Below are 23,881 nucleotides of genomic sequence, written 5' to 3'. Positions count from 1 at the left end.
CCGTGAAAAAGCTTTATGGGCTTCCCACTGTGGTGACTGTGCTCGCCGCTCTTATCGGCGTCATCGTCTACCGCTTTAGTATCTACGATGGCAATAGTGCCTTTGTGTGGCGAGTGCCCTTGGACTTGAAGATTTATTGGCTTGCCGGCGGCGAGGTGGCCCAAGGCGCGGACTTGTACGATAACGCCTACATCGGCGACCTGCCTTTTACCTATCCGCCCTTTTCCGGCACTCTTTTCACGTGGCTTTCCAGGCTTGCCGACGCCCCCTTGATCCTCCTCTGGCAGGGCGGCACCGCCCTCTCCTTGTTCACGGTTATTATGCTGGTCCTGCGCGAGCGCGGTCTCAAGCTCTCCCCGGCAATGTGGCTGCTGGGCTTTTTGCTGCTGTGCTGCACCCCGGCGAATGAGCCGGTGCACGGCACCTTATTCTTTGGCCAGATCAACATCTTTTTGATGCTGCTGGTGGCCTTGGACATCCTCCCGCGCAAGCGCGCTTTGCTGGGCATCGGAATTGGTTTGGCCGCGGGTATGAAGCTCACCCCGGCCTATATGGGTCTGGTCTTGCTCTTCCAGAAGCGCTGGTGGCAAGCGATCATCGCCATCCTTACCTTCGCGGTGACCGTTGCCATTGGTTTCGTGACCATTCCGGATGCCGCCGATTTCTGGACCGACGCTATCTTTAAGTCCTCCCGCGTGGGCGAGCACACCAACCCAGGTGCGCAGTCCATTCGCTCTGTGATGGTCCGCGCGTGGGGCATCGATGGCGGCTGGATCTGGCTCGCCGCCGTTGTCGTGGTCTTCATTTTGACCTGCCTGGCGCTGCGCACCGCGATGAAGCACCGCAATAATTCCGCCGCACTTGCGCTTGCCGGCATCAGCTCCTGCTTGGTCTCCCCCTTCTCCTGGTATCACCACTGGGTGTGGACGGTGCCGCTGGCTGTCGTGGTGATGGTCTCTGTCAACCAGGCGCTGGGCAAGCGCCTGACCGGTTTCCTCGGTGCGCAGTTTTCAGGGCTGGTTTCTGTGCTCGCAATGTGCGCCGTAACGATGCCGTTTGTTTCTGCAGCCGTGTGGCTTTCTGCGGCCAGCCGCTCGCTCAATCACTGGGATTTGCAGCCGTGGGGCATGCTGGCTTTTACCGGCGCCGGAGTCCTGTATATCGCCTTCTACGCGGTGTGGGGCTTTATCCCTGGCACCCAGCCGGCCGAGGAAACGACCGCCCCTGGTAACCACCAGCAGTTCGCGCAACCTTCTGTCGCGCAACCCGCTGCCGCCGCGACCGCGGCCCGACGAGCGCGCTCTTTGAGCACCGAGTCTACGACCCGTGGTGGTCAATCGCAGGCAACGCACACTATCAGCGATGAGACAGCAGAAATGCCCGCGGTGGGCCCCGAAACGCGCGCGTTCCCGGCGGCTCAGGACATCACCGATATCCCCGATACCCCGGCCTACGGTCGCCATTCGCGCTCTGAGGACTAGCCCCGGGCCCGCCCGCCGCTTTAGAGCGGGCGGAAGGTGTGCAACTCGCGGCAGGTCTCCTCGACCACCTCGCGCCAGCTGCCGGTCTCTTTGAAGAGGCGGCGCTGCCGCTCATAGCCGGCACCGCCTTCGATAATTTCGTGGATGAGTTTTAGCTCGTTGACGCATCCCAGCTCGCGCGCAATGGGGGTTAGCTCTTCCACCATCTCCGCCAGCTCGTCCTTGACCCAGGCCTCATCGGTCTCGCGGGAGGTAATCACCAGCGCGTCCATGCCGTAGCGGGCACCGCGCCATTTATTTTCTGCTACGTGCCAGGGCTGCAGTATGGGGAGGGGCTCCGCGGCGTCGATAAGCCGGTCGTAATAGACCACCAAGCAATGGGTCAGCGCCACGATGGCGGAGAGCTCGCGCAGATTGGACGTCGCATCAGAGACGCGCACCTCCACCGTGCCCCACTTGGACGCCGGCCGAATATCAAAGTGCATGGAACCGGTGTGGTTAATAACGCCGGAAATCGCTTGGTCGCGCATATAGGACTGCCACTCGGCCCAATCACGGAATTGATACGGCATGCCTGCGGTGGGCAGCTGCTGGTACAGCATGGTGCGGTTGGAGGCATAACCGGTATCGAGGCCCTCCCACCCAGGCGAGCACGCAGAAATGGCCAGCAGGTGGGGGTACTTGGTCATCAGCGCATTGATGATGGGCCAGACGCGGTCCTCATGGCTAAGGCCCACGTGCACGTGGGTGCCCCACAGCAGCATCTGCTTGCCCCAGTACTGAGTGCGCGCGATGATTTCCTGATAGCTCGGCTTATCCGAAAGCGGGTTCTCGCGGAAATCCGTGAATGGATGCCCACCGGATGCCCAGACATCTACACCCAGCTTATCGGCTGCTTCTTCCACCGCGTTCAGGGAATTTTGCAGGTCAGCGATTGCTTCCGGAACGGTGTGGCAAATGCCTGTAACTAGCTCCACCGTATTTTGGAGAAATTCCTTTTCCAGATGGGTATCGGGGTGGGTCGCATTGGCTAGATCGATAAGTTCCGCACCGCGCGGGACAAGGTCGCGCGTGTCGCGGTCCACGAGCGCTACCTCCCATTCCACACCTAGCGTTGGTTCGGGAGAGCGGGCGAATTGTTCTGCCGGGATCTTCACCCATTCAGCTTAACGGCTGACAGGTATTAAGACATGAATTTTATTTAACCTACTTTTACCGGCGGCCTTGCAGGTGCGGAAAAGTTCAGATCACAAAAGTCCAAGGCATTCGGCCGAAGAACTATGGTGCTTGCTCTTCGGCCGGATGGCCTTGGACTTTAAGTCAGGTGCGCGGATTGCTTAGGCCTGCGGAACCGCCAGGGCGACGACGACGGCGCCGTCATCGGTGGCTTCCTTAGGCAAATCGCGGTTCATCGGGGCGATATCGGCCTGGTAGCGGGCGGCTACCTCCTTGGCCAGTGCCTCAGCAGAGGCGTCGCCCTCGGGGAAGAAGACGGTGGTCTTTGGAACGGTAAGAACGTCGCCAGGCAGGTTGCCCACGTAGCCAACCTTGAAGCCGCCGCCCTTGAGGGAGTCGGCTTCCTTCTTAGCCTTGTCTACCTCGCCGGAGTTATTAAGCACGCTGACCTTAATATCATTGCGGTCGCGGGCGGCGGAGTGGGCGTTGTCCTCGCCTGCGGCTTCATTCTCAGCTGCGGCACGCTCGTCAGCGTCACCGGAAGCGGCTGCATCACGCGGCTTATCGCCCTCCCCTGCTGGGGCGGGGGCAGGAGCGCCGGGTCGATCGGACGCCTCTGGGGCACCCGGAGCGCGGGAGCCTGCGGCGTCGGGTCCAGCAGAGCCTTCGGGCGCGGCACCGATGGTAGAACCTGCGGAGTTTTCCTGCGTGCTCTTAGACGCCACGGTGGAATCATCGTCACCCGAGGTCATGGAGTACAAAGCCCAAAGGCCGAGCATGACGGCCACCGCGATGAGGACCATCGCCAGACCGCGCAGCGGGAGGCCGCCCTTTTTAGCATGCGCACCGCCACCAGCGGGGCGCTGCTTAGCAGCACTGGAAGCGGAGGCGCCGGCAGCAGAGCCGGCGCGGGTTTCGTCGGATACCTTGTCGGTCGAATTTTCCGGATTCACATTAGTCACATACGCAACACTAGTACTCAGAATTAACTATCCGGGGTATTTCCCCGCGCGGCGCGCCGCGTGTCTTCTCGCTCCTCGCGCAGGCGACGCAGCCGTGCAACCAGGAGGGGATGGGATTGGGCTGCCGCGGGGGCGTCGAGAAGCAGATTAAGGCGCTGGTGGTAGCGCACCGGGGAGATATCCAGCTGCGCACGAATAGCCTCTTCTTTGCGGCCGATGCTGCGCGGCGCGGTTTCCTCGAAGTCCAAAATGGCGGCGTCTAGGTCAGACAAGGGGTTCATGCCTAAACTGTAAGGCATGACTATTCGCCCCATCGTTATCCACGGCGAGACCGTGCTTCATGAACCCACCCAACCGGTGGAAGAATCCGAGATTTCCACCCCGGAAATGCAGCAGCTCATTGCAGACATGTATGAAACCATGGACGCCGCCAATGGCGTAGGTTTGGCCGCTAACCAGGTAGGAATTGGCAAGCGCCTCTTTGTCTACCACTGCCCCGATACGGATGGCCCCAATGGCACCGAGCTGCCGTCCGAGGAGGCGGGCATGCGCAAGGGCTGCGTTATTAACCCCGTGCTGGAGACCTCCGAGATTCCAGAAACCATGCCCGCCGACGACGGCTCCGATGACGAGGGCTGCCTCTCCGTGCCGGGCGAAGGCTTTCCCACCGGCCGCGCCGACTGGGCGCGCGTGACCGGCAAAGACGAAAACGGCAATGACATCTCGATCGAGGGTTATGGCTTTTTCGCCCGCTGCCTGCAGCACGAGACCGGCCACCTCGATGGCTTCCTCTACACCGATACCCTCATTGGCCGCTATAAGCGCCAGGCCAAAAAGGCCATTAAGCGCCACGGCTGGACCGAACCGGGCTATTCCTGGGTCCCGGGTGAGGACGCCGATCCCTTCGGCCACGACGACTAATGTCACGCATTTTCCGCTCCGATGCCGTCCAAGTGGGCGAGCGCGTGGTGGCCCGACGCGATTTCGGCGATGTGCATAGCGATGTCATTGGGCACGTATTAAGCCTCAATCCGCTAGTCATTCGCCCACAAGAGGTCGGCGGCTACCCCTCCGACCTGGAGGCGGTGGAGATCCCGCCGGAGCAGCTGAAGATCATCAAGCGCCTTTCCCCGCGCATGGTCCGCAATTCCGATATCCGCGCAGTGGAGGTTGCCGCGGCCTCGGCCTTCCCCGGCACAGACCACGCCTGGACCAGCGATGGTTCCTGGCTGCTGCGCGCGAGCGACGGGGTTTCCGACCGCTCCAACTCTGCCGTGCCCGTGGGGCCTTCCGCCGGCTTTACACCAGTGCCGCTGGAGGAGATAAAGGCCTTTTACTCCCGCCACAATCTGCCGGTGCGCCTGCTAGTCCCGGAGCGCATTGGCAAGCCGGCCGAACGCCTGCTCGCCGACCCCGCCTGGGAGACCGAGCCAGAGAACCTCGTAATGGTCCTGAGGGATCTGCCCACGCTTGCCGACGCCCCCTCTACCTCCCCCACCTTCCACCTCACCGCCCAGCCCGACGACGAGTGGCTGGCGATGTATCAATCCCACACCGAGGCCCTTTCTGCCGAGGCGTTGCAGAACCTTGGCGCTCACATCGAGGGAACGCTCGGCTTTGGCCGCCTAGTCCTCGCTGGCGAGACCGTCGCCATTGCCCGCGGCACCCTGAGCGAATCCGGCGATGGCACCACGTGGCTTGGTCTTTCTTCCATCGAGGTGGCCAAGGACTTCCGCCGCCGGGGATACGGCACGCTCGCACTCCAGCACCTGCTGCACTGGGGCCACGACAACGGCACCGAGCACGCCTACCTCCCCGTCCCGGCCTCGAATATCGCCGGCGTGCGGCTGGCGGAGAAGCTCGGTTTCATCGAACAACACCGCCGCATCTTCGCTCGCCTGCGGGACTGAGCCCCGCGCTGCGTCCTTCCCCGGTCTGGGCGGTGAGCCTTATGGGACTGCCCGCTGACTCCTTGTGGGCTGGGTAGTGAGCTTGACTCACTACCCAGGTAACCTATATGGCATGCGCATCGCCACGTGGAATATTAACTCCGTTCGTACCCGCACAAAGCGGGCGCTGGACCTTATCTCCAGGCACGACATCGATGTTTTGTGCCTGCAGGAAACTAAGGTGAAAGACGATAAGTTTCCACGCGAGGCCTTCGAGGACGCGGGCCTACATGTCACCTGCCACGGGCACAATCAGTGGAACGGCGTGGCCATTGTGTCCAAGGAAGAGCCCGAGGAGGTCTTGGTCGGCTTTCCGGGCCAGCCGGGCTTTGCCAAGGATCCGGAAAAGCCGCAGGACCGTGAGGCCCGAGCACTCGGGGCTCACGTCCGTGGCGTAGAAATCTGGTCTCTCTACGTGCCCAACGGCCGCGAGATCACGGATCGCCATTATGACTACAAACTGGACTTTCTCTATCACTTGGCGCGCTATGCGGAAAATCATGCGCAGTCCAAACTGCTTATGACCGGTGATTTCAATATTGCCCCGCGCGATGAAGACGTGTGGGATATTGAGGCATTCCGCGGCAAGACGCATGTCACCGAGCCAGAGCGCGCCGCATTCCAGATGCTGGAAGAAGCAGGCCTCGAGGAGGTTACCCGCCGGTTCACGGAGGACCAGCGCTATACCTACTTCGATTACAAAGGCATGCGCTTCCAAAAGAACGAAGGCATGCGCATCGACTTCCAGTTGGCTTCAGCCCCGCTTGCCCAGCACGTGACCGGCGCACAGGTAGACATGGTGGAGCGCGCCGGCGATAAAACCTCCGATCACTGTCCGCTTCTCGCAGATTATGATCTGCCCGATTTCGATTCCGTTCGTTAAATGTCCTGGTCGCTTGATCTCAGTTTCTGGCAACTCGTATTCCTGATCCTTGATTACGGCATCAAGATCATTGCCGTTGGCTTCGTGCCCGAAGGCCGCCGACCTTCCAGTTCGACCGCGTGGCTGCTGGCAATTCTGGTGCTGCCGTTTATCGGCCTGCCGCTGTTTTTGCTCATGGGCTCGCCGTATATCAACCGGCGTCGCCACCGCATCCAGCAAGAAGCAAACGAGCAGATTGAAAACGTCACAGCCCGCACCCCGGATCACCCACAAGGTATCCTTTCGGCCGAAATTGAATCGGTCATCAGGCTCAACCGCGAGCTGACCGGGTTCCCAGCATTAGTAGGCCATAACCTTGGCCTGCACGCGGATTATGACGAGTCCATTCGCGCCATTGCCGCCGCTATTGACCGCGCCGAGAAGTACGTATCCATCGAGATCTACATCCAGTCCTGGGATGAGACCACAGACGTCTTCTTTGAGTCGCTGCGCAGGGCTACCGCCCGCGGCGTGAAGGTGCGCTTGCTCTTGGACCAGATCGGCAGCTTCAAGTACAAGGGCTACTTCACGCTGGGCAAGCGGCTAACGGAGATAGGCGTCGACTGGCATCTCATGCTGCCCATCCAGCTGCACAAGGGCCGCTTCCGCCGCCCGGACCTGCGCAATCACCGCAAGCTGGTGATTATCGATGGCAAGGTGGGCTTTATCGGATCGCTGAATATGATTAAGCGCCAGTACAAGACCAAGGACCGCTACTGGATTGACTACATGGTAGAGCTTTCCGGGCCGATTGTGACCTCCATGTCCGCGGTCTTCGCCGTGGATTGGTACCTCGAGGCGGACGAGAACCTGCCGCTGGATGAGCTGCCATATGACGACGCCCAGACTGCCGACGCCAACCACCTCCAGATAATCCCTTCCGGCCCTGGTTACACCACTGAGCCAAACCTGCGCATGTTCAACTCCTTGGTACACCACGCCAAAGACCGGCTAGTGCTGTGCTCGCCCTACTTCGTCCCGGATGAATCCCTACTGGAGGCTGTGACCACCGCCTGCTACCGCGGCGTGGACGTGGAGCTTTATGTATCGGCAAAGGCGGACCAGTTTATGGTCAACCACGCCCAATCCTCCTACTACCAGGCCCTACTAGAGGCGGGCGTGCACATCTACCAATTCCCCTACCCCTTTGTGCTGCACTCCAAGTTCATCATCACCGACCCGGATGACCCCGGCCGCGATCCGCTGTGCATGTTTGGCTCCTCCAATATGGACCCGCGCTCGTTCGGCCTAAATTATGAATCCACCATGCTGGTGGCCAAGGGCGACCTTATTGACCAGTTCAACCAACTGGTGTCCAACTACCGGGCTGTATGCCACGAGCTGACCCTAGAAGAGTGGAATGAGCGCGGATTTATTCGCCGCTACGTGGATAATGTCATGCGCCTAACCTCCGCGCTGCAATAAAGCGGGCACCGGCTGCAGCAGCTGCAGCGGAAATAACTGCAGAGACAAAGAACCGCCCCGGTGGGCAGCCAATGAGCTGCCGTCCGAGGCGGTGCTGTGCGTTACAGGCGCTTAGGCGTCGCGCTTTTGCAGCACGATGGCACCGAGAACCCACAGGATAAGGGCCCAGGCAATAAATACCAGGCAGAATCCCCAGTTTTCCTTCCACGGAGCATCAACCGGTTCCATTTCCAGCAGCCACGACTGGAAAGACTTAAACGGCATGAAATTAACCAGCTTGCTGCCGACCTTGGGGATGGTGGCTACGAGATTGTCCACGCCGAGGAAGAGGATGAGGCCGATAGCCACGGAACCAGCAGTCGAGCGCAGCAGCAGTCCCAAGCCTTGCGAGAAGAGGACGAGCAGCGCGGCGGCCAGCGGGTACTTCCACAGCTGCTTTTGGCCCATCTCGTCATCCCAAGGGTGGAATTCCGCGGCTACCTCATCGTGGGCAAAAAGCTCGGTAAGCAGGTAAGCGCCCGCCACGGCGATAAAGGTCAGCGCGGCTGCGATAACGGCGTACATAAGCAGCTTGACTAAGGCCACCGACCAACGGCGCGGAGTAGCCATAAACGTGATGGTCTGCGTGCCATAGCGGTACTCGGTGGTGACGATCATGATGGCTTGGATCATGAGCACGGGCAGGCCGAGGAACAATAGGAAGGACACCGCGCCATCTGAGGTGATAATCCCCATGCCCATCGCTGCCTCTTCAGGGGTTTCTGCCGGCTTAGTCAAACGAGCGTTGAGGATGGCCCAACCCCAGGCAAAGAAGAGGAAGATGAAGGTGGTCCACCAGAAGGAGCGGGTGGTGTGCAGCTTGGTCCATTCGGACTTCAAGGTATTCAGCATGGCGAATTAAACCTCCTGCTGGGTGGGTCGAGCGAACGGAGTGGCGGCGCCAGCGGTGCCAGCGATGCCCGGGTTGGGGGCGCCGGTGGAGCCGTGGTACTGGACGGCGTCGCCAGTAAGCTCCATAAAAGCGTCCTCCAAGGAGGCGCGCTTGAGGCTGAGCTCATTAAGCGGCACCCCGGTGGAGTAGGCCAGCTGGCCAACGAAGTCCGTGGTCTGGTTGGAAATCACCAGGCGGGGGCGGCCTTCCTCATCGGTGGACTCGGTAAAGGCGATTCCCTCTGCGCGCAGTGCGGAGCTAAAGGCATCAAGATGGTCGGAACGCACCAGCACGAAGGACTGCGAGTGGTCCTTCACAAAGTCATAGGTGGGCTGGTCCGCCACCAGGCGGCCCTTGCCAATGACCACCAGGTGATCGGCGGTCTGAGACATCTCCGAGAGCAGGTGGGAGGAAATCAAAATGGTGCGGCCTTCATCGGCTAGGGCGCGCACAAGCTGGCGGACCCAGCGAATGCCCTCCGGATCGAGGCCGTTGACCGGCTCATCCAAAATGAGGATGCCCGGGTCACCGAGCAGCGCGCCGGCTAGGCCTAAGCGCTGGCCCATGCCGAGGGAGAAGCCACCGACCTTCTTACCGGCGACGTCGGAAAGCCCTACCAGCCCCAGGACCTCATCAACGCGGGAAGTAGAAATGCCATTGGACTGCGCAATCCATTTCAGGTGGTTGGCGGCGCTGCGGTTGCGGTGCACCGCCTTAGCGTCGAGCAAGGCACCTACCTCACGCAGGGGTTGCTTGAGCTCGTGGTAGTGCTTGCCGTTGATGCGCGCCTTGCCGGCCGTTGGAGTGTCCAAACCCAAAATCATGCGCATGGTGGTGGATTTGCCCGCGCCATTGGGACCCAGGAACCCGGTGACCATGCCGGGTTTTACCTGAAAGGTGAGATCATCAACGGCGCGGACAGACTTATATTGTTTAGTCAGTCCTTCTACTTCGATCATGGCACTAGCGTGCCATAAATCCGGCAACTTTACCTGTTCAATGTCTCCACACTCTCCCGCAGGGCGGGAAAGGCGTGACGGAAGGCGGCCAAAAGGGGGAGGCTTTCTACCTCATCAAAAGGCACCCAGCGCAGCTCATAGGACTCTTCATTAGCTGTAGTAGGAAGCGGTGCGCCGGTGCGCGTGCGTGCTAGGACGGTGGTGTAGGTCCACTCCCCCGGCAGATCCCCCGCCGCGGGATAGGGCCCGGCCGTTACTCGCGCATCGAGTACCTCCACATCTTGGGGCGCAATCGCGCATTCTTCATGGGTTTCGCGCAGCGCGGCCTGGGTAGGTGTCTCCGTAAAATCGCGGGCACCACCCGGAATCCCCCAGGTATCGCCGTGATTGGTCCACGCGGCGCGGTGCTGGAGGAGCACCTTGCGCCCGGCGACGAGGAACAGGCCGGCGGCACCAAATTTTCCCCAGACGCGAATGCCGCCGGGGCCTGCCGCCCAGCCGTCTCCACTGTGAGGGTTATGCATGCTGCCTATCCTAGCCACACACGCGGGTATATGGTGGCGCCCAGCACACTGCGGGCGCTATTCTAAGTGAATGACCGAGCAGGCAGTCCGGGCAGAAAGCGTGCACGACGAGCACGCTCACCCGAGCGATCACTGGCTCGATGAGGTTACCGCGCCCACCGGCCCGGCCTTCAGCGGGCTCAGTAGCCGCGCCATGGAATGGTTCGCGGGCCCGGCGCGCCTGCTGCGCCGCTTTTACTACTTCGCCTCCACTACCCCAGGCAAGCTTTTTACGGTCACGCTCATTCTCACCGTAGCCCTAGGCGCTGCCGGCTTATCGATGTCCCAGTCTTCCGCCGCCCGCCACTCCGATTTGGACGAGCTGCTAAGCACCACCGAGCCGATGTCGAATGCGGCGCACCACCTTTATAGTTCGCTCTCGGTGGCCGATACCGTGGCCACCACCGGCTTCGTGCAGGCCGGTGTGGAATCAAAGCAAAACCGCGATAGCTATAACGAAGCCATTGATGCCGCTTCGGTGGCAGCCACCGAATCCGTGCTGGGTACCACGCAAGAAGACGACCGTGTGCGCGAGCTGGTGACCTTTATCCAACGCGAGCTCCCCGTCTATACCGCAATGGTGGAAAAGGCCCGCGCCAACCACCGAGCCGGCAATGCGGTGGCCAATTCCTATATGTCCAATGCCTCGGCGCTGATGCGCGAGCGTATCCTGCCGGCTGCCTCCGAGCTGTTCCAGCTGACCACCGCCAAGGTAAACCAGCAACAGCAAAAGCTCACCTCACCGCAGTGGGTGCCGCTCTCCGGCCTCTTGGCGGCGCTCTTCTTCCTCGCCGTGGCCCAATGGTGGCTGTGGCGCCAGACCCGCCGGCGTTTTAACCGCGGCTTCTTAACTGCCAGCGTACTGCTTTTCTTGGCCATCTCCTGGGTGGCACTATCCAACCTCGCCACCTGGTCCACCGGCCACCAGGGCTTTGAGACGGCCTCGCGCCCGTGGGATTCGCTCACGGCCTCGCGGATTGAGGCGCAGCAGGCGCGTACCTCTGAGACCCTGGCGCTGGTGCTGCGCTCCTCCGAGGAGGATTCGATGGTGCGCTTTTCCAGCTCCATCAACTCCATCGAAAGGGCCCTCGAGGATTATGAGGAAGCGCTCAATGATGAGGACGTGGAGGTCACCGACCCAGAACTCATTCACAGCGCCCGGGCGGCCGCCGAGCAGTGGCGCGGTACCCACGACAAACTCATGGGTGCGCTCAAGGACGGCGACTATGACGAGGCCATCTACCAGGCCACGGCCACCGAGCCCAAGGACGGCGAAATGACCACAGCGCGTTCCTATGACCAGCTCGACGCGGAGCTCTCCGATCTCATCGGTCAGGCGCGCATCGCCATGCGCAGCTACTTGGAGCGCGGCCTGACCGCCATGACTGCGGTGTCCTCGGCTGTGTTCCTGCTGACCTTGTGCGCCATTATTGCCGTGTGGCTGGGCATCCGTCCTCGACTGCAGGAGTACCTCTAATGCGCCGCACACGCCTTGCCCTCGCTACCCTTGCCTGCATCTGCGCCGCGCTGCCGCTTGCCTCGTGCGATGTTCGCTCCACCCCGCCGCTGGAGGCGCCCGCCGAGCACGCCCTCGATTCAAAGCCGGGCCCGCCGCTGCCCGAAGGAGCGGAAATTGAAAAGGCCGGATCTACCGCAGCTCACCGTGCCTCTGATGAGGAAATCAGAGGCAGCTACCGCCCGGATAATAGGAAGGCGAAGGAGCGGGTGCCGGACATCGTCAAGCGCGGCCGTCTCATCGTGGGCGTGGACCGTTCCAATAACTTGCTGAGCTACCGCGATGCCGCCACTGGTGACGTGCGCGGCTTCGAGGTGGAGATTGCCCGCGAGATTGCCCGCGATATCTTTGGTGATCCCAACAAGGTGGACTTCCGCTTCGTGGAATCCTCCGACCGCGTCGATACCCTCAATACTGGCGCGGTGGACATGATTGTGCGCACCATGACCATTAGCCCGGAACGCGAGCGCGACGTGGCCTTTTCCATTCCCTATATGAGCACCCAAACCCGCATGCTGGTGCTCACCAATTCCGGCATGAAGTCCGTGGAGGACGCCGCCGGTAAGACCCTATGCGGTGTGGGCGCGTCCACCGCGCTGGAAACTATCCGCGAGCACGCCCCCAAGTCCGATATCTTGGTTACCCGTTCCTGGGGCGATTGCCTGATGGCCCTACAGCTCAACCAGGCCGATGGCATCGTCGTCGATGATGCCTTGCTCTCCGGCATGGCCGCCCAAGACTCCTATACCTCCATCGTGGGCGAGCCGCTAGAGACCGAGAACTACGGCGTGGCCGTGCGCCGCCCCAGCAAGCAGCAGGACACCCGCCCGCTGCTGCGCCAAATAAATTCCACGCTCGAACGCATCCGCCGCGACGGCACTTGGTCTTCCATTTTTGAGGAGTGGCTCGGCGCCTACCTGGAAGAGCCCACGCTGCCGGCCGGCAAGTACATCGAGGAGGACGCTAAGCCATGAGCCATAACCCAAACTTCAGCGACGACGAGCTCGAGTACATTGAGCCCGAGAACCTCGATACCCAGCGCGCCTTCCGCCAGCCCACCAACGCCGCCAACTCCGCGCAGGAGCCGGATGCGCTAGACGATGCCCCCTTGGATGATGGCCCCACCACCGCCGCCGTGGCTTTCGACCCCTTTGCGGACGAAGACGAAGAGGGCACTGCGGCCGTAGCCTTCGACCCCTTCGCCGCCGAGGATGAGCCCGGCGATGACGCCGGCACTTCCGCGGTTGCCTTCGATCCCTTCGCAGACGAAGACGAGGACGGCGATGGTTCCATCGACCCAGACCATATCTCCAGCCTTCTGGCGGATCTGGATAATATCCGCGCCCAACGTGAACAGCAGCGCGTCCAAAAATCCCAAGAGGACTCCTCGCAGCGCTCGCGCCGCCGCGCGCTCGATACCTTCCGCGAACGCCGCGGCACCCACCGCACCGAACGCCGCGTGGCCGATGGCATGGTGCGCCTGCCCTTTATCACCCCGGCCGAGCCGACCGATGCGCTCATTGACCCCACCGAGGAATCTTCAGGCAAGAAGATTCCGCCACCACAGCTACAGCCCGGTGACATGGTGGCCGGACAGTACGAAATCTTGGGCGTTATCGCCCACGGCGGCATGGGCTGGATTTACCTGGCCAATGATCACTTTGTCTCCGGAAGAGTGGTTGTCCTCAAAGGTATGCAGGCCCAAAAATCGGCCGATGAAACCGCCGCTGCGGTGGCAGAACGCGAGTTCCTCGCCGATATCACCCACCCTGGCATCGTCAAGATTTTCAATTTCATCGATGACGCCCGGGTGCCCGGCGGCTTTATTGTCATGGAGTATGTCGGCGGGCCGTCGCTAAGAAGCAGGCGCAAAAAGCAGCCGGATAAGCTCCTGCCAGTCGATATCGCCATTGCTTATATCTTGGAAGTCCTGCCCGCGCTGGAATACCTGCATTCGCGCGGGGTGGTCTATAACGACCTAAAGCCCGATAACATCATCGTCACCGAGGACCAGGTCAAGCTCATTGACCTGGGCGCGGTCTCCGGCATTGGCGCGTTTGGCTATATCTACGGCACCAAGGGCTACCAAGCCCCGGAAGTGGCCACCGAGGGCCCTTCCATCGCCAGCGATATCTACACCATCGGCCGCACCCTGGCTTCGCTCTGCCTCAAGCTGCCCACCGAGGACGGCGTCTACCTGTCCGGCATCCCCACCCCCACCGAAGAGCCGGAGCTGCGCCGTTTTCTGTCGCTCTACCGCCTGTTGCAGCGCGCCACGAACCCGGATCCAAAGCGTCGCTTTACCTCCATCAAGGAGCTGCGCACCCAGCTCTATGGCGTGCTGCGCGAGGTCATTGCCATCCGCGACGGCCTGCAGTACCCATCCCAACATTCGCTTTTCTCGCCGCAACGTACCACCTTTGGCACCAAGCACCTAGTTTTCCGCACGGATCAGCTTATCGACGGCATCGATCGCACCGTCCAAATCACCGCCCCCGAGGTCGTCTCCGCCCTGCCTACGCCACTGCTGGACCGCGATGACGTGGGCGCCGGCCTGTTGCAGGGCGCTTCCTATGCGGAGCCACAGGAGGCCCTGGAGACCCTCCGCCAGGCCATGCAGACCCCCGAGTACGAGCACTCGGCCGAAATCCCGCTAGGCGTGGTGCGCTCCATGATTGACCTGGGCTATACCGGCCAGGCCCGCCAGTGGCTTAGCTCCATCGAGGATCGCCTCGGCCGCGACTGGCGTTTCCAGTGGTACGCCGGCATTACCGAGCTGCTTCACGACGACTACCGTGACGCTCAAAAGTACTTCTCCACCGTCCTCGACCTCCTGCCGGGCGAGGCGGCTCCCAAGCTCGCCATCGCCGCCATCAACGAGCTCATCCTGCAGCAGCTGGACTATAGCGATACCTCGCTTATTGACCCCACCGTGGCGCGGGCCTGCTCCAATATGCATTCCACGCTGGCCGATCTCCCTAACTCCGCCTTTGAGGGCCAGCCGGAAATCTGGAACCACGTCACCCAGGATCCGGCCGCACTGCGCTTTAACTCCATGCGCCTCTACGGCATTGTGTGGTCCACCAACCCCACCACCGTCTCCTCTTCTTTTGGCCTCGCCCGCCAGCTGCGCTCCGAGGGCCAGGTGGAGGTAGCCGTCGTGGTCCTTGACAAGGTCCCCAATGCCTCGCGTCACTACCGCATGGCCCGCTTGACGACGATCCTCCAGCTCATCGTCCACGATCTCTCCGAGTCCCGCATCCGCCGCGCCGCCCGACGCCTCGAAGAGGTCCCCACCAACGAGCCGCGCTTCCTCCAGATCAAGATTGCCGTCATCTCCGCCGGCCTGAATTTCCTGCGCAATGCTGATCTATCGCGCGCCGCCTCCCCCAACGACCTCTTCGAATATGCCTTTACCCAGCGTGGCCTGCGCACCGGTCTCTCCGAGACACTCCGCGCCCTCGCGCGCCAAGCCCCGTTTAGCCGCCACCGCTACGCGCTCGTTGACCTTGCCAACCAGGTCCGCCCGGTCACCACCTTCTAATCGCTACATAGGCTCGTACAGCCGCCCCACTAATATAGCTCCAGGTCCTCCGATAAGGCTGTTAATTCAGCTACGGCACGGCGCTGACGGACATCTCTTTCATTCTTGTATTTCTGCAGATCCGCAAGACTCACGCGCCGATGGGAACCAACTTTGTAGCCGGGAAGGCTCCCTTCATCAATGAGCTTTACAACGTGTGGCCGCGAAACATTGAGAAAGTCTGCTGCCTGTTGCGTGGTGAATTCGGATTCCTCGGGCACTACGCGGACCGATTTCCCTGCCGCTTCAATGACGAGAACTTTCTGCAGGGTTTCAGCGATTTCTCGCGGAATTGCGATTATTTGCTCGGTTCCTTGCACGAATATATCCACTGGTGCCGGTGAATCTTTTGCCTCCAGCACAGAATTGAGCCTTAATAAAGCCTCTTCCGCTGGGCTGGTATCCCGAGTTGCCCCGCCATTTTGTAAGTCCTTCATACCCTCACCTTACAAAATAACCGAAATAAACGAAACAGTTGCTGTACTAGGTTCAGAGACAAAAACGAGGCGTGCGATCCCTTGCGGACCGCACGCCCCTTATTCATATTCCAGCCGCTAGCTAGACGTGAGAATCTTTACTTGTACATGCCAGCCTCACGCGCCATAGCGGCGATTTCGGCAGACTTCTGGGCGATAGCCAGCTCCTCGTTGGTCGGCACAACGAAGACCTTGACCGGGGAATCCTCGGTGGAGATCATGCGCGGCTGGTCGGAGCGGACCAGGTTGCGCTCCTTATCAAAGTGGATGCCGTACATATCAAGGTTGTAGAGGGAATCCTGGCGCACCTCGGTATCGTTTTCACCCACACCGGCGGTAAAGGTGATGGCGTCAACGCGGCCCAGGGAAATCATGTAGGAACCGATGAAGCGGCGCAGCTGGTGAATGTAGATATTGTAGGCCAGCCACGCGTCCTGGTCTTCGTTGTCGATGCGCTCGCGCAGCGTACGGAAGTCGTTGACACCGGAGATGCCCTTGACACCGGACTGCTTATTGAGCAGGGTGTCAATCTCGTCCACACTCATGCCCGCCTCGCGGACGAGGTGGAAGATGATGCCCGGGTCAATGTCACCGGAACGGGTGCCCATAGCCAGACCGGCCAACGGGGTCAGGCCCATCGAGGTATCGATGGCGCGGCCATTGCGGATGGCCGCAGCAGAAGCACCGTTGCCTAGGTGAAGAGTGATCTGGTGGGTGTGCATCGGGTCGCGGCCCAAGAGGGCCGGCACCTGCTGGGAGACGAACTCGTGAGAGGTGCCGTGGAAGCCGTAGCGGCGGATATCGTACTTGGACGCTACCTCATTGTTGATGGCATATAGCGCAGCTGCCGGCGGCAGGGTGTTGAAGAACGCGGTATCGAAGACGGCAACGTGCGGAATATCCGGCAGCATCTTCCGGGCCACGCGGATGCCGTCCAGGTTGGCCGGGTTGTGCAGCGGAGCCAGCGGGATGAGGTCTTCAATCATGGACTCAATCTGGTCCACGATGAGCTGTGGTTCGGAGAAGAGGCGACCGCCGTGAACAACACGGTGACCAACGGCGATAACATCCACGTCGGTCGGGCCAACGTTATGTTCGCTCATGATGGCAAAAGCGCGCTCGAGGCCGAAGGAGTGAGTAGGGATTTCCAGCTCTTCCTTGTATTTCTCACCGCCGGTCTTGACGGTGACGGCGCCGAGGGGCTCGCCAACCTGCTCGACTAGGCCAGAGACCAGCGGGGTATCCGTGGCGCTGGACTCGGGATCGACCAGCTGGAATTTAACGGAGGAAGAACCTGAGTTAAGGACCAGAACGTATGACATTTATTTCTCTCCAGCCTGAATAGCGGTGATTGCAACAGTGTTGATGATGTCCGGAACGGTCGCGCCACGCGACAGATCGTTAACCGGCTTGTTCAGGCCCTGCAGGATCGGGCCCACGGCGAGTGCGCCGCCGGTGCGCTGTGCCGTCTTGTAGCCGATATTGCCGGCCTCCAAGTCCGGGAAGACGAAGACGTTTGCCTTGCCGGCCACCTCAGAATTCGGCATCTTCTTAGCCGCAACGCCCGGGTCGCAGGCGGCGTCGAATTGCAGCGGGCCATCCACCTTGACGGAGGAATCCAGCTGCTTGGCGGCCTCCACGGCGGCCACGGCGCGCTCAACGTCCGGGCCGGAGCCGGAGGTGCCCGAGGAGTAGGACAGCATGGCCACGCGCGGGTCGATGCCGAACTGGGAGGCAGTCTGTGCGGAAACGATGGCGATCTCGCCCAGCTGCTCGGCGGTGGGGTTCGGGTTGACGGCACAGTCACCGAAGGCCCACAGGCGGCCGCGCATGACCATCAAGAAGATGGAGGAGACCACAGAAGCGTTCGGCTTGGTCTTGATGATCTGGAAGGAAGGCTTGATGGTGTGGGCGGTGGTGTGGGCAGCGCCGGAGACCATGCCATCGGCCAAGCCCTTGTGCACCATCATGGTGGCGAAGTAGGAGATGTCCTTCATCGTTTCGCGAGCCTGCTCGAGGGTGACGCCCTTCTTCTTGCGCAGCTCAGCAAAGTCGGCGGCGAACTCCTCTGCCAGCGGGGACTCGAGGTGGTTGATGATCTCGGCATCAGCCAGGTCGAGCTTGAGCTCTTCGGCGCGGGCCTTGATATCGGCCTCGTTGCCCAGGATGGTCAGCTTGGCAACCTTATCGCGCAGCACCACGTGTGCGGCCTCGAGGATGCGGTCATCGTCGCCCTCTGGCAGAACGATGTGCGAACCGGCGGCGCGGGCCTGGTCAATAAGCTGCTTCTGGAAGAGGTCTGCGGACATGACCGGGGAGACGTCGCCAAGCGAGGCGAGTGCGCCCGGAACCGCTTCCAGGTCGGTGAAGATGCCAGCAACGGTGGCACCCAAGGATTCCGCATTGTGCTGTGCCAGCTCGCCGGTGCGCTGCGGGGCGCCGGAAATGATGGCCAGCGGCAGGCCAAGGGCGGCAGCTACTTCGGCATCGAAGGCGATATCGCCGGTGCCCTGCGCCACGATGTTCTCAGCGGCGGGAGCCTCAGCAAGTACGGCGGCGACGGTGGCATCGAAGTCTTCGAGGCGGATGAGCTCCGCGCCTAGGTCTTTAGCCAAGGCGGGCACATCGAGGCCATCGAAGCCACGGCCGATAGCGCTAATAACTGCGGAATGAGATGCAGACATGCAATTTACCTTTCAGTCACGGTCATTTGAACACAATTAACGCGTGTCATAACTTCATGTCAGCCATCACAGTTATTAACACGCGGTGACTATTCCACTGTACGCGATTTACCCCCTCCTATGCCCCATCGTGACCGCCCTAAACTGGGGTTAGTAATGCTGTGGTTTTTATCGCATAGTGACCGCGTAGAATATGCAGCACAACGAAAGAAAGGACACCCTAAGCACATGACTAACCCAGCGCGCGTCGCCGTGGTCGGCTCCGGCCCGGCAGGCATTTACGCCTCTGACCTTCTAGTGAAATCCGACCTCGATGTGCAGATCGATCTTTTTGAAAAGATGCCGACGCCGTTCGGTTTGATCCGCTACGGCGTGGCACCGGATCACCCGCGTATTAAGGGCATCGTGCAGTCCCTGCACAACGTTATGGAAAAGGAAGAGATCCGCTTCCTGGGCAATATTGAGGTGGGCAAGGACATCACCGTCGAGGAGATGCGCGAATATTATGACGCCATTATCTTCGCCACCGGCGCTACTGCCGATAAGCGCATGGGCATCCCGGGCGAGGACCTCAAGGGCAACCATGGCGCCGGCGAATTCGTAGGCTTTTATGACGGCAACCCCAACTTCGAACGCGACTGGGACCTCTCTGCAGAATCTGTCGCCGTCGTCGGTGTGGGCAATGTCTCCCTCGACGTCTCCCGCATCCTGGCTAAGACCGCCGACGAGCTACTTGTTACCGAGATCCCGGATAATGTCTATGCAGCGCTGAAGAAAAACCGCGCCAAGGAGGTCCACGTCTTCGGCCGCCGCGGCCCGGCACAGGCCAAGTACACGCCGAAGGAGCTCAAGGAACTGGACGAGTCCCCGACCATCGAGGTCATTGTCAACCCCGAGGACATCGAGTATGACGCCGCCTCTGAGGAGGCACGCCGCGCCGCCAAATCCACAGACCTGGTGTGCCAGACCCTCGAGTCTTACGCTATGCGCGAGCCGGGCGATGCCCCGCACAAGCTCTACATCCACTTCTTTGAGTCCCCGGTAGAGGTGCTGGGCGAGGACGGCCACGTCACCGCCATCAAGACCGAGCGCACCGAGCTCAACGGTGATGGCACCGTAACCGGTACCGGCAAGTACACCGAGTGGCCGGTCCAAGCCGTCTACCGCGCCGTGGGCTACTACCCTCAGTCCGTCGACGGCGTGCCTTTCGACGAGACCAAGGCCACCATGCCCAACGACGGCGGCCACGTGTTGGCCAATGTCGACGGCGAAAAGCTGCCTGGCCTCTACACCACCGGCTGGATTAAGCGCGGCCCGGTGGGCCTGATTGGCAATACCAAGTCCGATGCCAAGGACACCACCACCATGCTCATCGCCGATTACAAGGCAGGCGACTTGGAGCCGGCCACCAAGCGCGATCCGCAGGATATTCTGGATTTCCTGGCTTCCCGCGATATCGCCGTGACCACCTGGGAAGGCTGGCACCGCCTGGATGCCGCTGAGCGCGCCGCCGGTGAACCGCACGGCCGCGAGCGCATCAAGATCGTCGAGTGGGACGAGATGGTCAAGCACGCCGGTCCACAGGCCTAGCCCATGCCGCATTTCATTTCCGCCGCGCCCTTGGGCCAACTGGCAGCCTTGGACGTCCACCAGCTCTATAAGCTGCGGGTGGACGTCTTTGTGCACGAGCAGCGCTGCCCGTACGCCGAGATTGATGCCACCGACGCCAACCCCCAGACCGTGCACCTGCTGGCCTGGGACGCGGACACCCACGAGCTGCTCGGCACGGCCCGTGTCTTTCCGGCTGCGCCTGCTAACGACGCCGCGCTTTCCGACGCCACGCCTACCAACGCCCCGACCACCGGCGCACAAATCGGCCGCTTCGCGCTCGCGCCGGCCGCACGCGGCACGGGACTCGGCCGCGAGCTACTCCAGGCGGCCATAGACCTTGGCGAGCGCATGCGCCCAGGCCAGCCGCTCTATCTGGAGGCGCAGGCCGGACTAGTGGACTATTACGCTTCCTTCGGCTTCACGCCGACTGGAGAGCCATTCGATGACGAGGGAGTCCCCCACCAGCCGATGCTGCGCCCTGCCAGCTAGCCACTTGGACAGCTGGCCGCCTCCTAGTCGGCGTCGTCCACGCCGGAGGCGAGCTTCGGGTCGAGCTCCACGCCGCCCTCGTATTCCACGACCTCAATATCGGGAACATTCTCGGTTTCTGGATCGATGCCGCGGGCGCCGCCTTGCGCCAGCAGGCCCGGCGTGGAGGTCACCTCAATCTTGTGCGCCGCTAGTGCTGCGCGGTCGCGCGCCTCCTCCGCGCTTTCCGCGGTGGCAGACACCAAGCCCATGCGGCGGCCCTTGTAGGCCCCCGGCTTGCCAAAGAGTTTGACGTCCGTCTCGGCGTAGTTGAGGGCCGCGGCGACGCCGGTATATGCCACCTCATTCAGCTCCTCGTCCGCGTGGATGACCACGCTTGCACCCGGGGTGACCAAGGTGGCGTCAATGGGGTAGCCCAAAATCGCCCGCGCATGCAGGTCAAACTCGGAAAAGCGCTGCGTGTAGGCGGTAAGCATCGCCGTATCCGCGGGGCGGGGGGACACGGAGGAAAAGTACACGTCATCACCCGCGACGAAAAGCTCCACGCAGTACACGCCGCGCCCGCCCAGCTCATTAGAGATGCGCGCGGCCACCGAGCGTGCGTTTTCCAGCGCGATCTCGCTCATGCCGGTAGGCTGCCACTCCTCCACGAGGTCACCGCGCTCATGGCGGTGACCGATAGGCTCGCTAAACCACGTGGCCAGCTTGCCCGTGGCCGGGTCGATGGACCGGATGGCCAATAGGGTGACTTCCAAGTCAAAATCTACGAAACGCTCGGCCACTACGCGCTGCGAATCCGAGGACACGCGCCGCACGGTCTCCCAGGCCACTCGCACATCATCCTCTTCGCGCGCGATCATGTGGCCCTTGCCGGAGGTAGACACATCCGGCTTAATGATGCAGGGAAAGCCCAACTCGCCCACTGCTTCTTCCAACTCCTCCAGAGAGCTGGCGAAGCGGTATGCCGAAACCGGCAGGCCGATATTCTCCGCCACCTCGCGCACGCACTGGCGGTCCTGCGTCATGGCGCAGGCGCGAGCCGACGGGACCACGATGGCATCGCTATGCGCTTCCATCTCCTCCAGCGCTTCTACCGCAACGGTTTCTACCTCCGGAACCACAAAATGCGGCTGAATCTCTTGGGCCAGCTGCAGGATGCGCCCGGTGTCCTTAATATCGGCGACGTAGCTAAACTGCGCCACCTGGTGCGCCGGCGCGCCCGCATACGAGTCCACAGCGTGGACCTCAAGGCCCAGGTTCTGGAAGGACATGGCCAGCTGCTTGCCCAGCTCGCCCGAGCCCAGCAGCAATACCTTGGTGGCATTGCTAGTCAGCGGCGTGCCAATATGACCGGCGATCTCGCCTGGATTATCCATGAAAATGCTCCTTCTAAGCCGCAGGCAGCGGCGGCTACTGGCTTAGATTATTTCATATTTAGGCCCCAAGCCCTCTACCCACATGCCAGATGCCACGGATAAGCAAAGGCGCCCTGTGGGCAATTCCACAAGGCACCTGAAACATTTCCGCCTAGGCTGCAGGAGCCTCAGCCGGGGCCTCCCCCGCCGGCTGTTCGGCAGGCTGCTCCGGCTGGCCTACCGGCTCCGCTACGGTAATGATGTTGTCCTCATAACCCAGCGCGCCACCAACGAACTGGCCGCCACAGGTAATGAGAACCAGGCGGTTCTCGCCTTCCTTATCGTTGACCACGTCCGGGAAACCGGAACCCTTGGGCAGACGGTACGGCGCCTCGGTCACGCGGAAGGTACGCTCTTGGCCGTCGATGACCACGGTAAATTCCTGGTCCTTCTTCAGCTTCGTGAACTTCTCCGCATAACCAGTGCCCTGGCCCTGGTAGTTAATGTGGCCCGTAATCACGCTCGAGCCCACATTGCCCGGCTCACCCGGCACAGCGGAAGCGGAGTACCAGCCCACCCGGGTGACGTCGTGTGGCGGCAGCAGCACGCCCTGGTCCGTGACCTGTACGGGGTCTACGGCCGCATATTCGCCATCGATACCCACGGACATGCCCTCAAAGCCCTTGAACTCACCAGGCGCGGCCTCATACTCGTGCTCCTGCTGGCCCGAATCATCCACGAAGGCATCGGACTTCGGCCCGGATTCCTCCGAGGCGCTCTCGCTGGCTACCGTCTCCGGCGCCGAACCAGCCTCATCCTCATCATCGCGCGCCAGGTACAGCACTACCTGCAACAAGACCAATGCCACCACAACGATGGCCGCGATAATAGCGATCAGCTTGCCACGGCCCATGCTCTGCTTGCCGACGCCCCCTTCTTCCCTACTCGCCGGATGCTGCGACATTCCATTGTCTTCCGGCTGCTGTGGTTGCGCGTGCTTTCCCATAGCTAGCTTCCTCTACTTCCTCGATTTGTCTACCTTGTGCAGGTTATATGCAAATCCCCTCCAGCGTGTGCAGTCACACCCTGGAGGGGATTTTTGGTGTTTAAGTCTCAACCCCAGTGGGGCGACCCGCGGGCCACCTCACCGATGCTTATGGACTACTTGATGTAATCCTGCATACCCGGCTCAAGCTCGGTTGCGCCGGACGGAACGGACTTAATCTCAACGCGGTCGGCGTTGGATGGCAGTGCGTTGCCAGTCTCTTCAGGTTCCTGACCCTGGACCTCGACGCCACGGCCGTGTCCATTGTCAGAGTTGCCGCCCTTAGGAGCATCCTGACCCTTGTCCTCGTGACCATTGTCAGAGTTGCCGCCCTTAGGAGCATCCTGACCCTGGACCTCGTGACCATTGCCACCATCGTGGTTACCGGTGTTGTCACCGTGGCCACCGTTGTGGTTGCCATGATCCTTGTGGTCGAAGTGATCCTTGATGATCTTGCCCAAGCCGATGCCCGGAATCAGGATGAGCCACCACTTATTGTCCTTGGAGGAACCGTGGGAGGATTCGCCGTCGCCCGGCTCCTGACCCTCAACCTCGTGGGAGGTTACGGTCTGGTCCTCATCGTTGATGTCCTTGTGCTCAGCGATGTGGTTCGGATTCTCCGGAGTGGTATCCGGGGTGTCCTCACCCTTCTCGTTGACCTCAGTGGAGGTGAGCTCCTCGAAGGCAACCGCAGCCTCAACCGGCTCGGTCACATCATCATTGACGGTGATGGTGACAGCCTCAGTGCCATTAG

At 61.4% G+C, this 23,881-nt stretch carries 21 protein-coding genes and 1 pseudogene; 10 read left to right on the top strand and 12 right to left on the bottom strand.

Translation table 11 applies throughout. The features are described from left to right. The first annotated feature begins 2 nt into the window (after positions 1 to 2). Positions 3 to 1,481, top strand: coding sequence for a glycosyltransferase 87 family protein (locus tag QP971_RS07540; RefSeq protein WP_284787240.1), 1,479 nt, complete (start codon positions 3 to 5; stop codon positions 1,479 to 1,481). 20 nt (positions 1,482 to 1,501) lie between these two features. Here QP971_RS07540 and QP971_RS07535 read toward each other — a convergent pair whose 3' ends face one another. The 3 genes from QP971_RS07535 to QP971_RS07525 form a co-directional block, all read right to left on the bottom strand. Continuing rightward, positions 1,502 to 2,638, bottom strand: a complete 1,137-nt coding sequence (locus QP971_RS07535; protein ID WP_284811195.1) for a glutamate--cysteine ligase — start codon at positions 2,636 to 2,638, stop codon at positions 1,502 to 1,504. A 180-nt stretch (positions 2,639 to 2,818) separates the two neighbouring features. Beyond that, positions 2,819 to 3,619, bottom strand: coding sequence for a LytR C-terminal domain-containing protein (locus tag QP971_RS07530; protein ID WP_239273380.1), 801 nt, complete (start codon positions 3,617 to 3,619; stop codon positions 2,819 to 2,821). 23 nt (positions 3,620 to 3,642) lie between these two features. Next, the gene (locus QP971_RS07525; protein WP_005325609.1) at positions 3,643 to 3,918 is read right to left on the bottom strand and encodes a DUF3263 domain-containing protein; all 276 of its coding nucleotides are present in this window, start codon (positions 3,916 to 3,918) and stop codon (positions 3,643 to 3,645) included. Between QP971_RS07525 and QP971_RS07520 the strand changes: the two genes are divergently transcribed. The 4 genes from QP971_RS07520 to cls all read left to right on the top strand — a co-directional run bounded on the left by QP971_RS07520 (position 3,917) and on the right by cls (position 7,915). Further along, complete coding sequence (locus QP971_RS07520) at positions 3,917 to 4,540, top strand: peptide deformylase (protein ID WP_269953909.1); 624 nt, start codon at positions 3,917 to 3,919, stop codon at positions 4,538 to 4,540. The genes QP971_RS07525 and QP971_RS07520 overlap by 2 nt on opposite strands. After that, on the top strand, positions 4,540 to 5,529 hold the full coding sequence (locus QP971_RS07515; RefSeq protein WP_269953910.1) for an N-acetylglutamate synthase, CG3035 family: 990 nt from the start codon (positions 4,540 to 4,542) through the stop codon (positions 5,527 to 5,529). Before QP971_RS07520 ends, QP971_RS07515 begins: the two co-directional genes overlap by 1 nt. Positions 5,530 to 5,641: 112 nt before the next feature. Then, a complete protein-coding gene (locus tag QP971_RS07510) occupies positions 5,642 to 6,451 on the top strand; it encodes an exodeoxyribonuclease III (RefSeq protein ID WP_269953911.1) in 810 nt (269 codons plus the stop codon). Next, the gene (gene cls / locus QP971_RS07505; protein ID WP_269953912.1) at positions 6,452 to 7,915 is read left to right on the top strand and encodes a cardiolipin synthase; all 1,464 of its coding nucleotides are present in this window, start codon (positions 6,452 to 6,454) and stop codon (positions 7,913 to 7,915) included. It begins immediately after the preceding gene. A 111-nt stretch (positions 7,916 to 8,026) separates the two neighbouring features. Here the strand turns inward: cls and QP971_RS07500 are convergent, their stop codons facing one another. The 3 genes from QP971_RS07500 to QP971_RS07490 are packed head-to-tail and all read right to left on the bottom strand — an operon-like array spanning position 8,027 to position 10,329. Next, the gene (locus QP971_RS07500) at positions 8,027 to 8,806 is read right to left on the bottom strand and encodes an ABC transporter permease (protein ID WP_269953913.1); all 780 of its coding nucleotides are present in this window, start codon (positions 8,804 to 8,806) and stop codon (positions 8,027 to 8,029) included. Positions 8,807 to 8,812: 6 nt separating this feature from the next. Continuing rightward, the gene (locus tag QP971_RS07495) at positions 8,813 to 9,805 is read right to left on the bottom strand and encodes an ABC transporter ATP-binding protein (protein WP_284811196.1); all 993 of its coding nucleotides are present in this window, start codon (positions 9,803 to 9,805) and stop codon (positions 8,813 to 8,815) included. Between the two features lie 29 nt (positions 9,806 to 9,834). Further along, positions 9,835 to 10,329, bottom strand: coding sequence for an NUDIX domain-containing protein (locus tag QP971_RS07490; protein ID WP_284811197.1), 495 nt, complete (start codon positions 10,327 to 10,329; stop codon positions 9,835 to 9,837). Between the two features lie 70 nt (positions 10,330 to 10,399). Here QP971_RS07490 and QP971_RS07485 point away from each other — a divergent pair, with 70 nt between their 5' ends. Genes QP971_RS07485 through QP971_RS07475 form a run of 3 tightly spaced genes read left to right on the top strand, consistent with a single transcriptional unit; the run spans position 10,400 to position 15,428 of the window. Continuing rightward, the gene (locus QP971_RS07485) at positions 10,400 to 11,845 is read left to right on the top strand and encodes a GlnX family signal transduction membrane protein (RefSeq protein WP_284791211.1); all 1,446 of its coding nucleotides are present in this window, start codon (positions 10,400 to 10,402) and stop codon (positions 11,843 to 11,845) included. Further along, positions 11,845 to 12,858 (top strand): glutamate ABC transporter substrate-binding protein, encoded by a 1,014-nt coding sequence (locus QP971_RS07480; protein WP_239273387.1) that lies wholly within the window; start codon positions 11,845 to 11,847, stop codon positions 12,856 to 12,858. Before QP971_RS07485 ends, QP971_RS07480 begins: the two co-directional genes overlap by 1 nt. After that, entirely contained in the window at positions 12,855 to 15,428 is a 2,574-nt protein-coding gene (locus tag QP971_RS07475) for a serine/threonine protein kinase (protein ID WP_284811198.1), read from the top strand. The genes QP971_RS07480 and QP971_RS07475 overlap by 4 nt, the downstream gene beginning before the upstream one ends. Positions 15,429 to 15,457: 29 nt before the next feature. On the opposite strand, the gene QP971_RS07470 is transcribed toward QP971_RS07475, so the two are convergent. The 3 genes from QP971_RS07470 to pta form a co-directional block, all read right to left on the bottom strand. After that, positions 15,458 to 15,904 (bottom strand): helix-turn-helix domain-containing protein, encoded by a 447-nt coding sequence (locus QP971_RS07470; RefSeq protein ID WP_049377940.1) that lies wholly within the window; start codon positions 15,902 to 15,904, stop codon positions 15,458 to 15,460. 137 nt (positions 15,905 to 16,041) lie between these two features. Next, positions 16,042 to 17,265: an acetate kinase gene (locus QP971_RS07465; protein ID WP_239273389.1), complete on the bottom strand. Its 1,224-nt coding sequence runs from the start codon at positions 17,263 to 17,265 to the stop codon at positions 16,042 to 16,044. Next, complete coding sequence (pta, locus tag QP971_RS07460; protein ID WP_284811199.1) at positions 17,266 to 18,627, bottom strand: phosphate acetyltransferase; 1,362 nt, start codon at positions 18,625 to 18,627, stop codon at positions 17,266 to 17,268. Positions 18,628 to 18,855: 228 nt separating this feature from the next. Here pta and QP971_RS07455 point away from each other — a divergent pair, with 228 nt between their 5' ends. Together QP971_RS07455 and QP971_RS07450 are read left to right on the top strand one after the other, a co-directional pair. Further along, entirely contained in the window at positions 18,856 to 20,217 is a 1,362-nt protein-coding gene (locus QP971_RS07455; protein WP_269953920.1) for an FAD-dependent oxidoreductase, read from the top strand. Between the two features lie 3 nt (positions 20,218 to 20,220). After that, positions 20,221 to 20,727, top strand: coding sequence for a GNAT family N-acetyltransferase (locus tag QP971_RS07450; protein ID WP_284811200.1), 507 nt, complete (start codon positions 20,221 to 20,223; stop codon positions 20,725 to 20,727). 23 nt (positions 20,728 to 20,750) lie between these two features. On the opposite strand, the gene purT is transcribed toward QP971_RS07450, so the two are convergent. The 3 genes and pseudogenes from purT to QP971_RS07435 form a co-directional block, all read right to left on the bottom strand. Next, the gene (gene purT / locus QP971_RS07445) at positions 20,751 to 22,103 is read right to left on the bottom strand and encodes a formate-dependent phosphoribosylglycinamide formyltransferase (protein ID WP_284811201.1); all 1,353 of its coding nucleotides are present in this window, start codon (positions 22,101 to 22,103) and stop codon (positions 20,751 to 20,753) included. A 151-nt stretch (positions 22,104 to 22,254) separates the two neighbouring features. Further along, positions 22,255 to 23,088, bottom strand: coding sequence for a class F sortase (locus QP971_RS07440; protein WP_284811202.1), 834 nt, complete (start codon positions 23,086 to 23,088; stop codon positions 22,255 to 22,257). Positions 23,089 to 23,243: 155 nt separating this feature from the next. Next, positions 23,244 to 23,881, bottom strand: a pseudogene (locus tag QP971_RS07435) (VaFE repeat-containing surface-anchored protein); the annotation flags it as partial.

Origin of the sequence: Corynebacterium marquesiae (assembly GCF_030229635.1) — a bacterium.
In the GTDB taxonomy this organism is placed as follows: domain Bacteria; phylum Actinomycetota; class Actinomycetes; order Mycobacteriales; family Mycobacteriaceae; genus Corynebacterium; species Corynebacterium marquesiae.
This window is presented reverse-complemented; position numbering and strand designations above follow the sequence as displayed.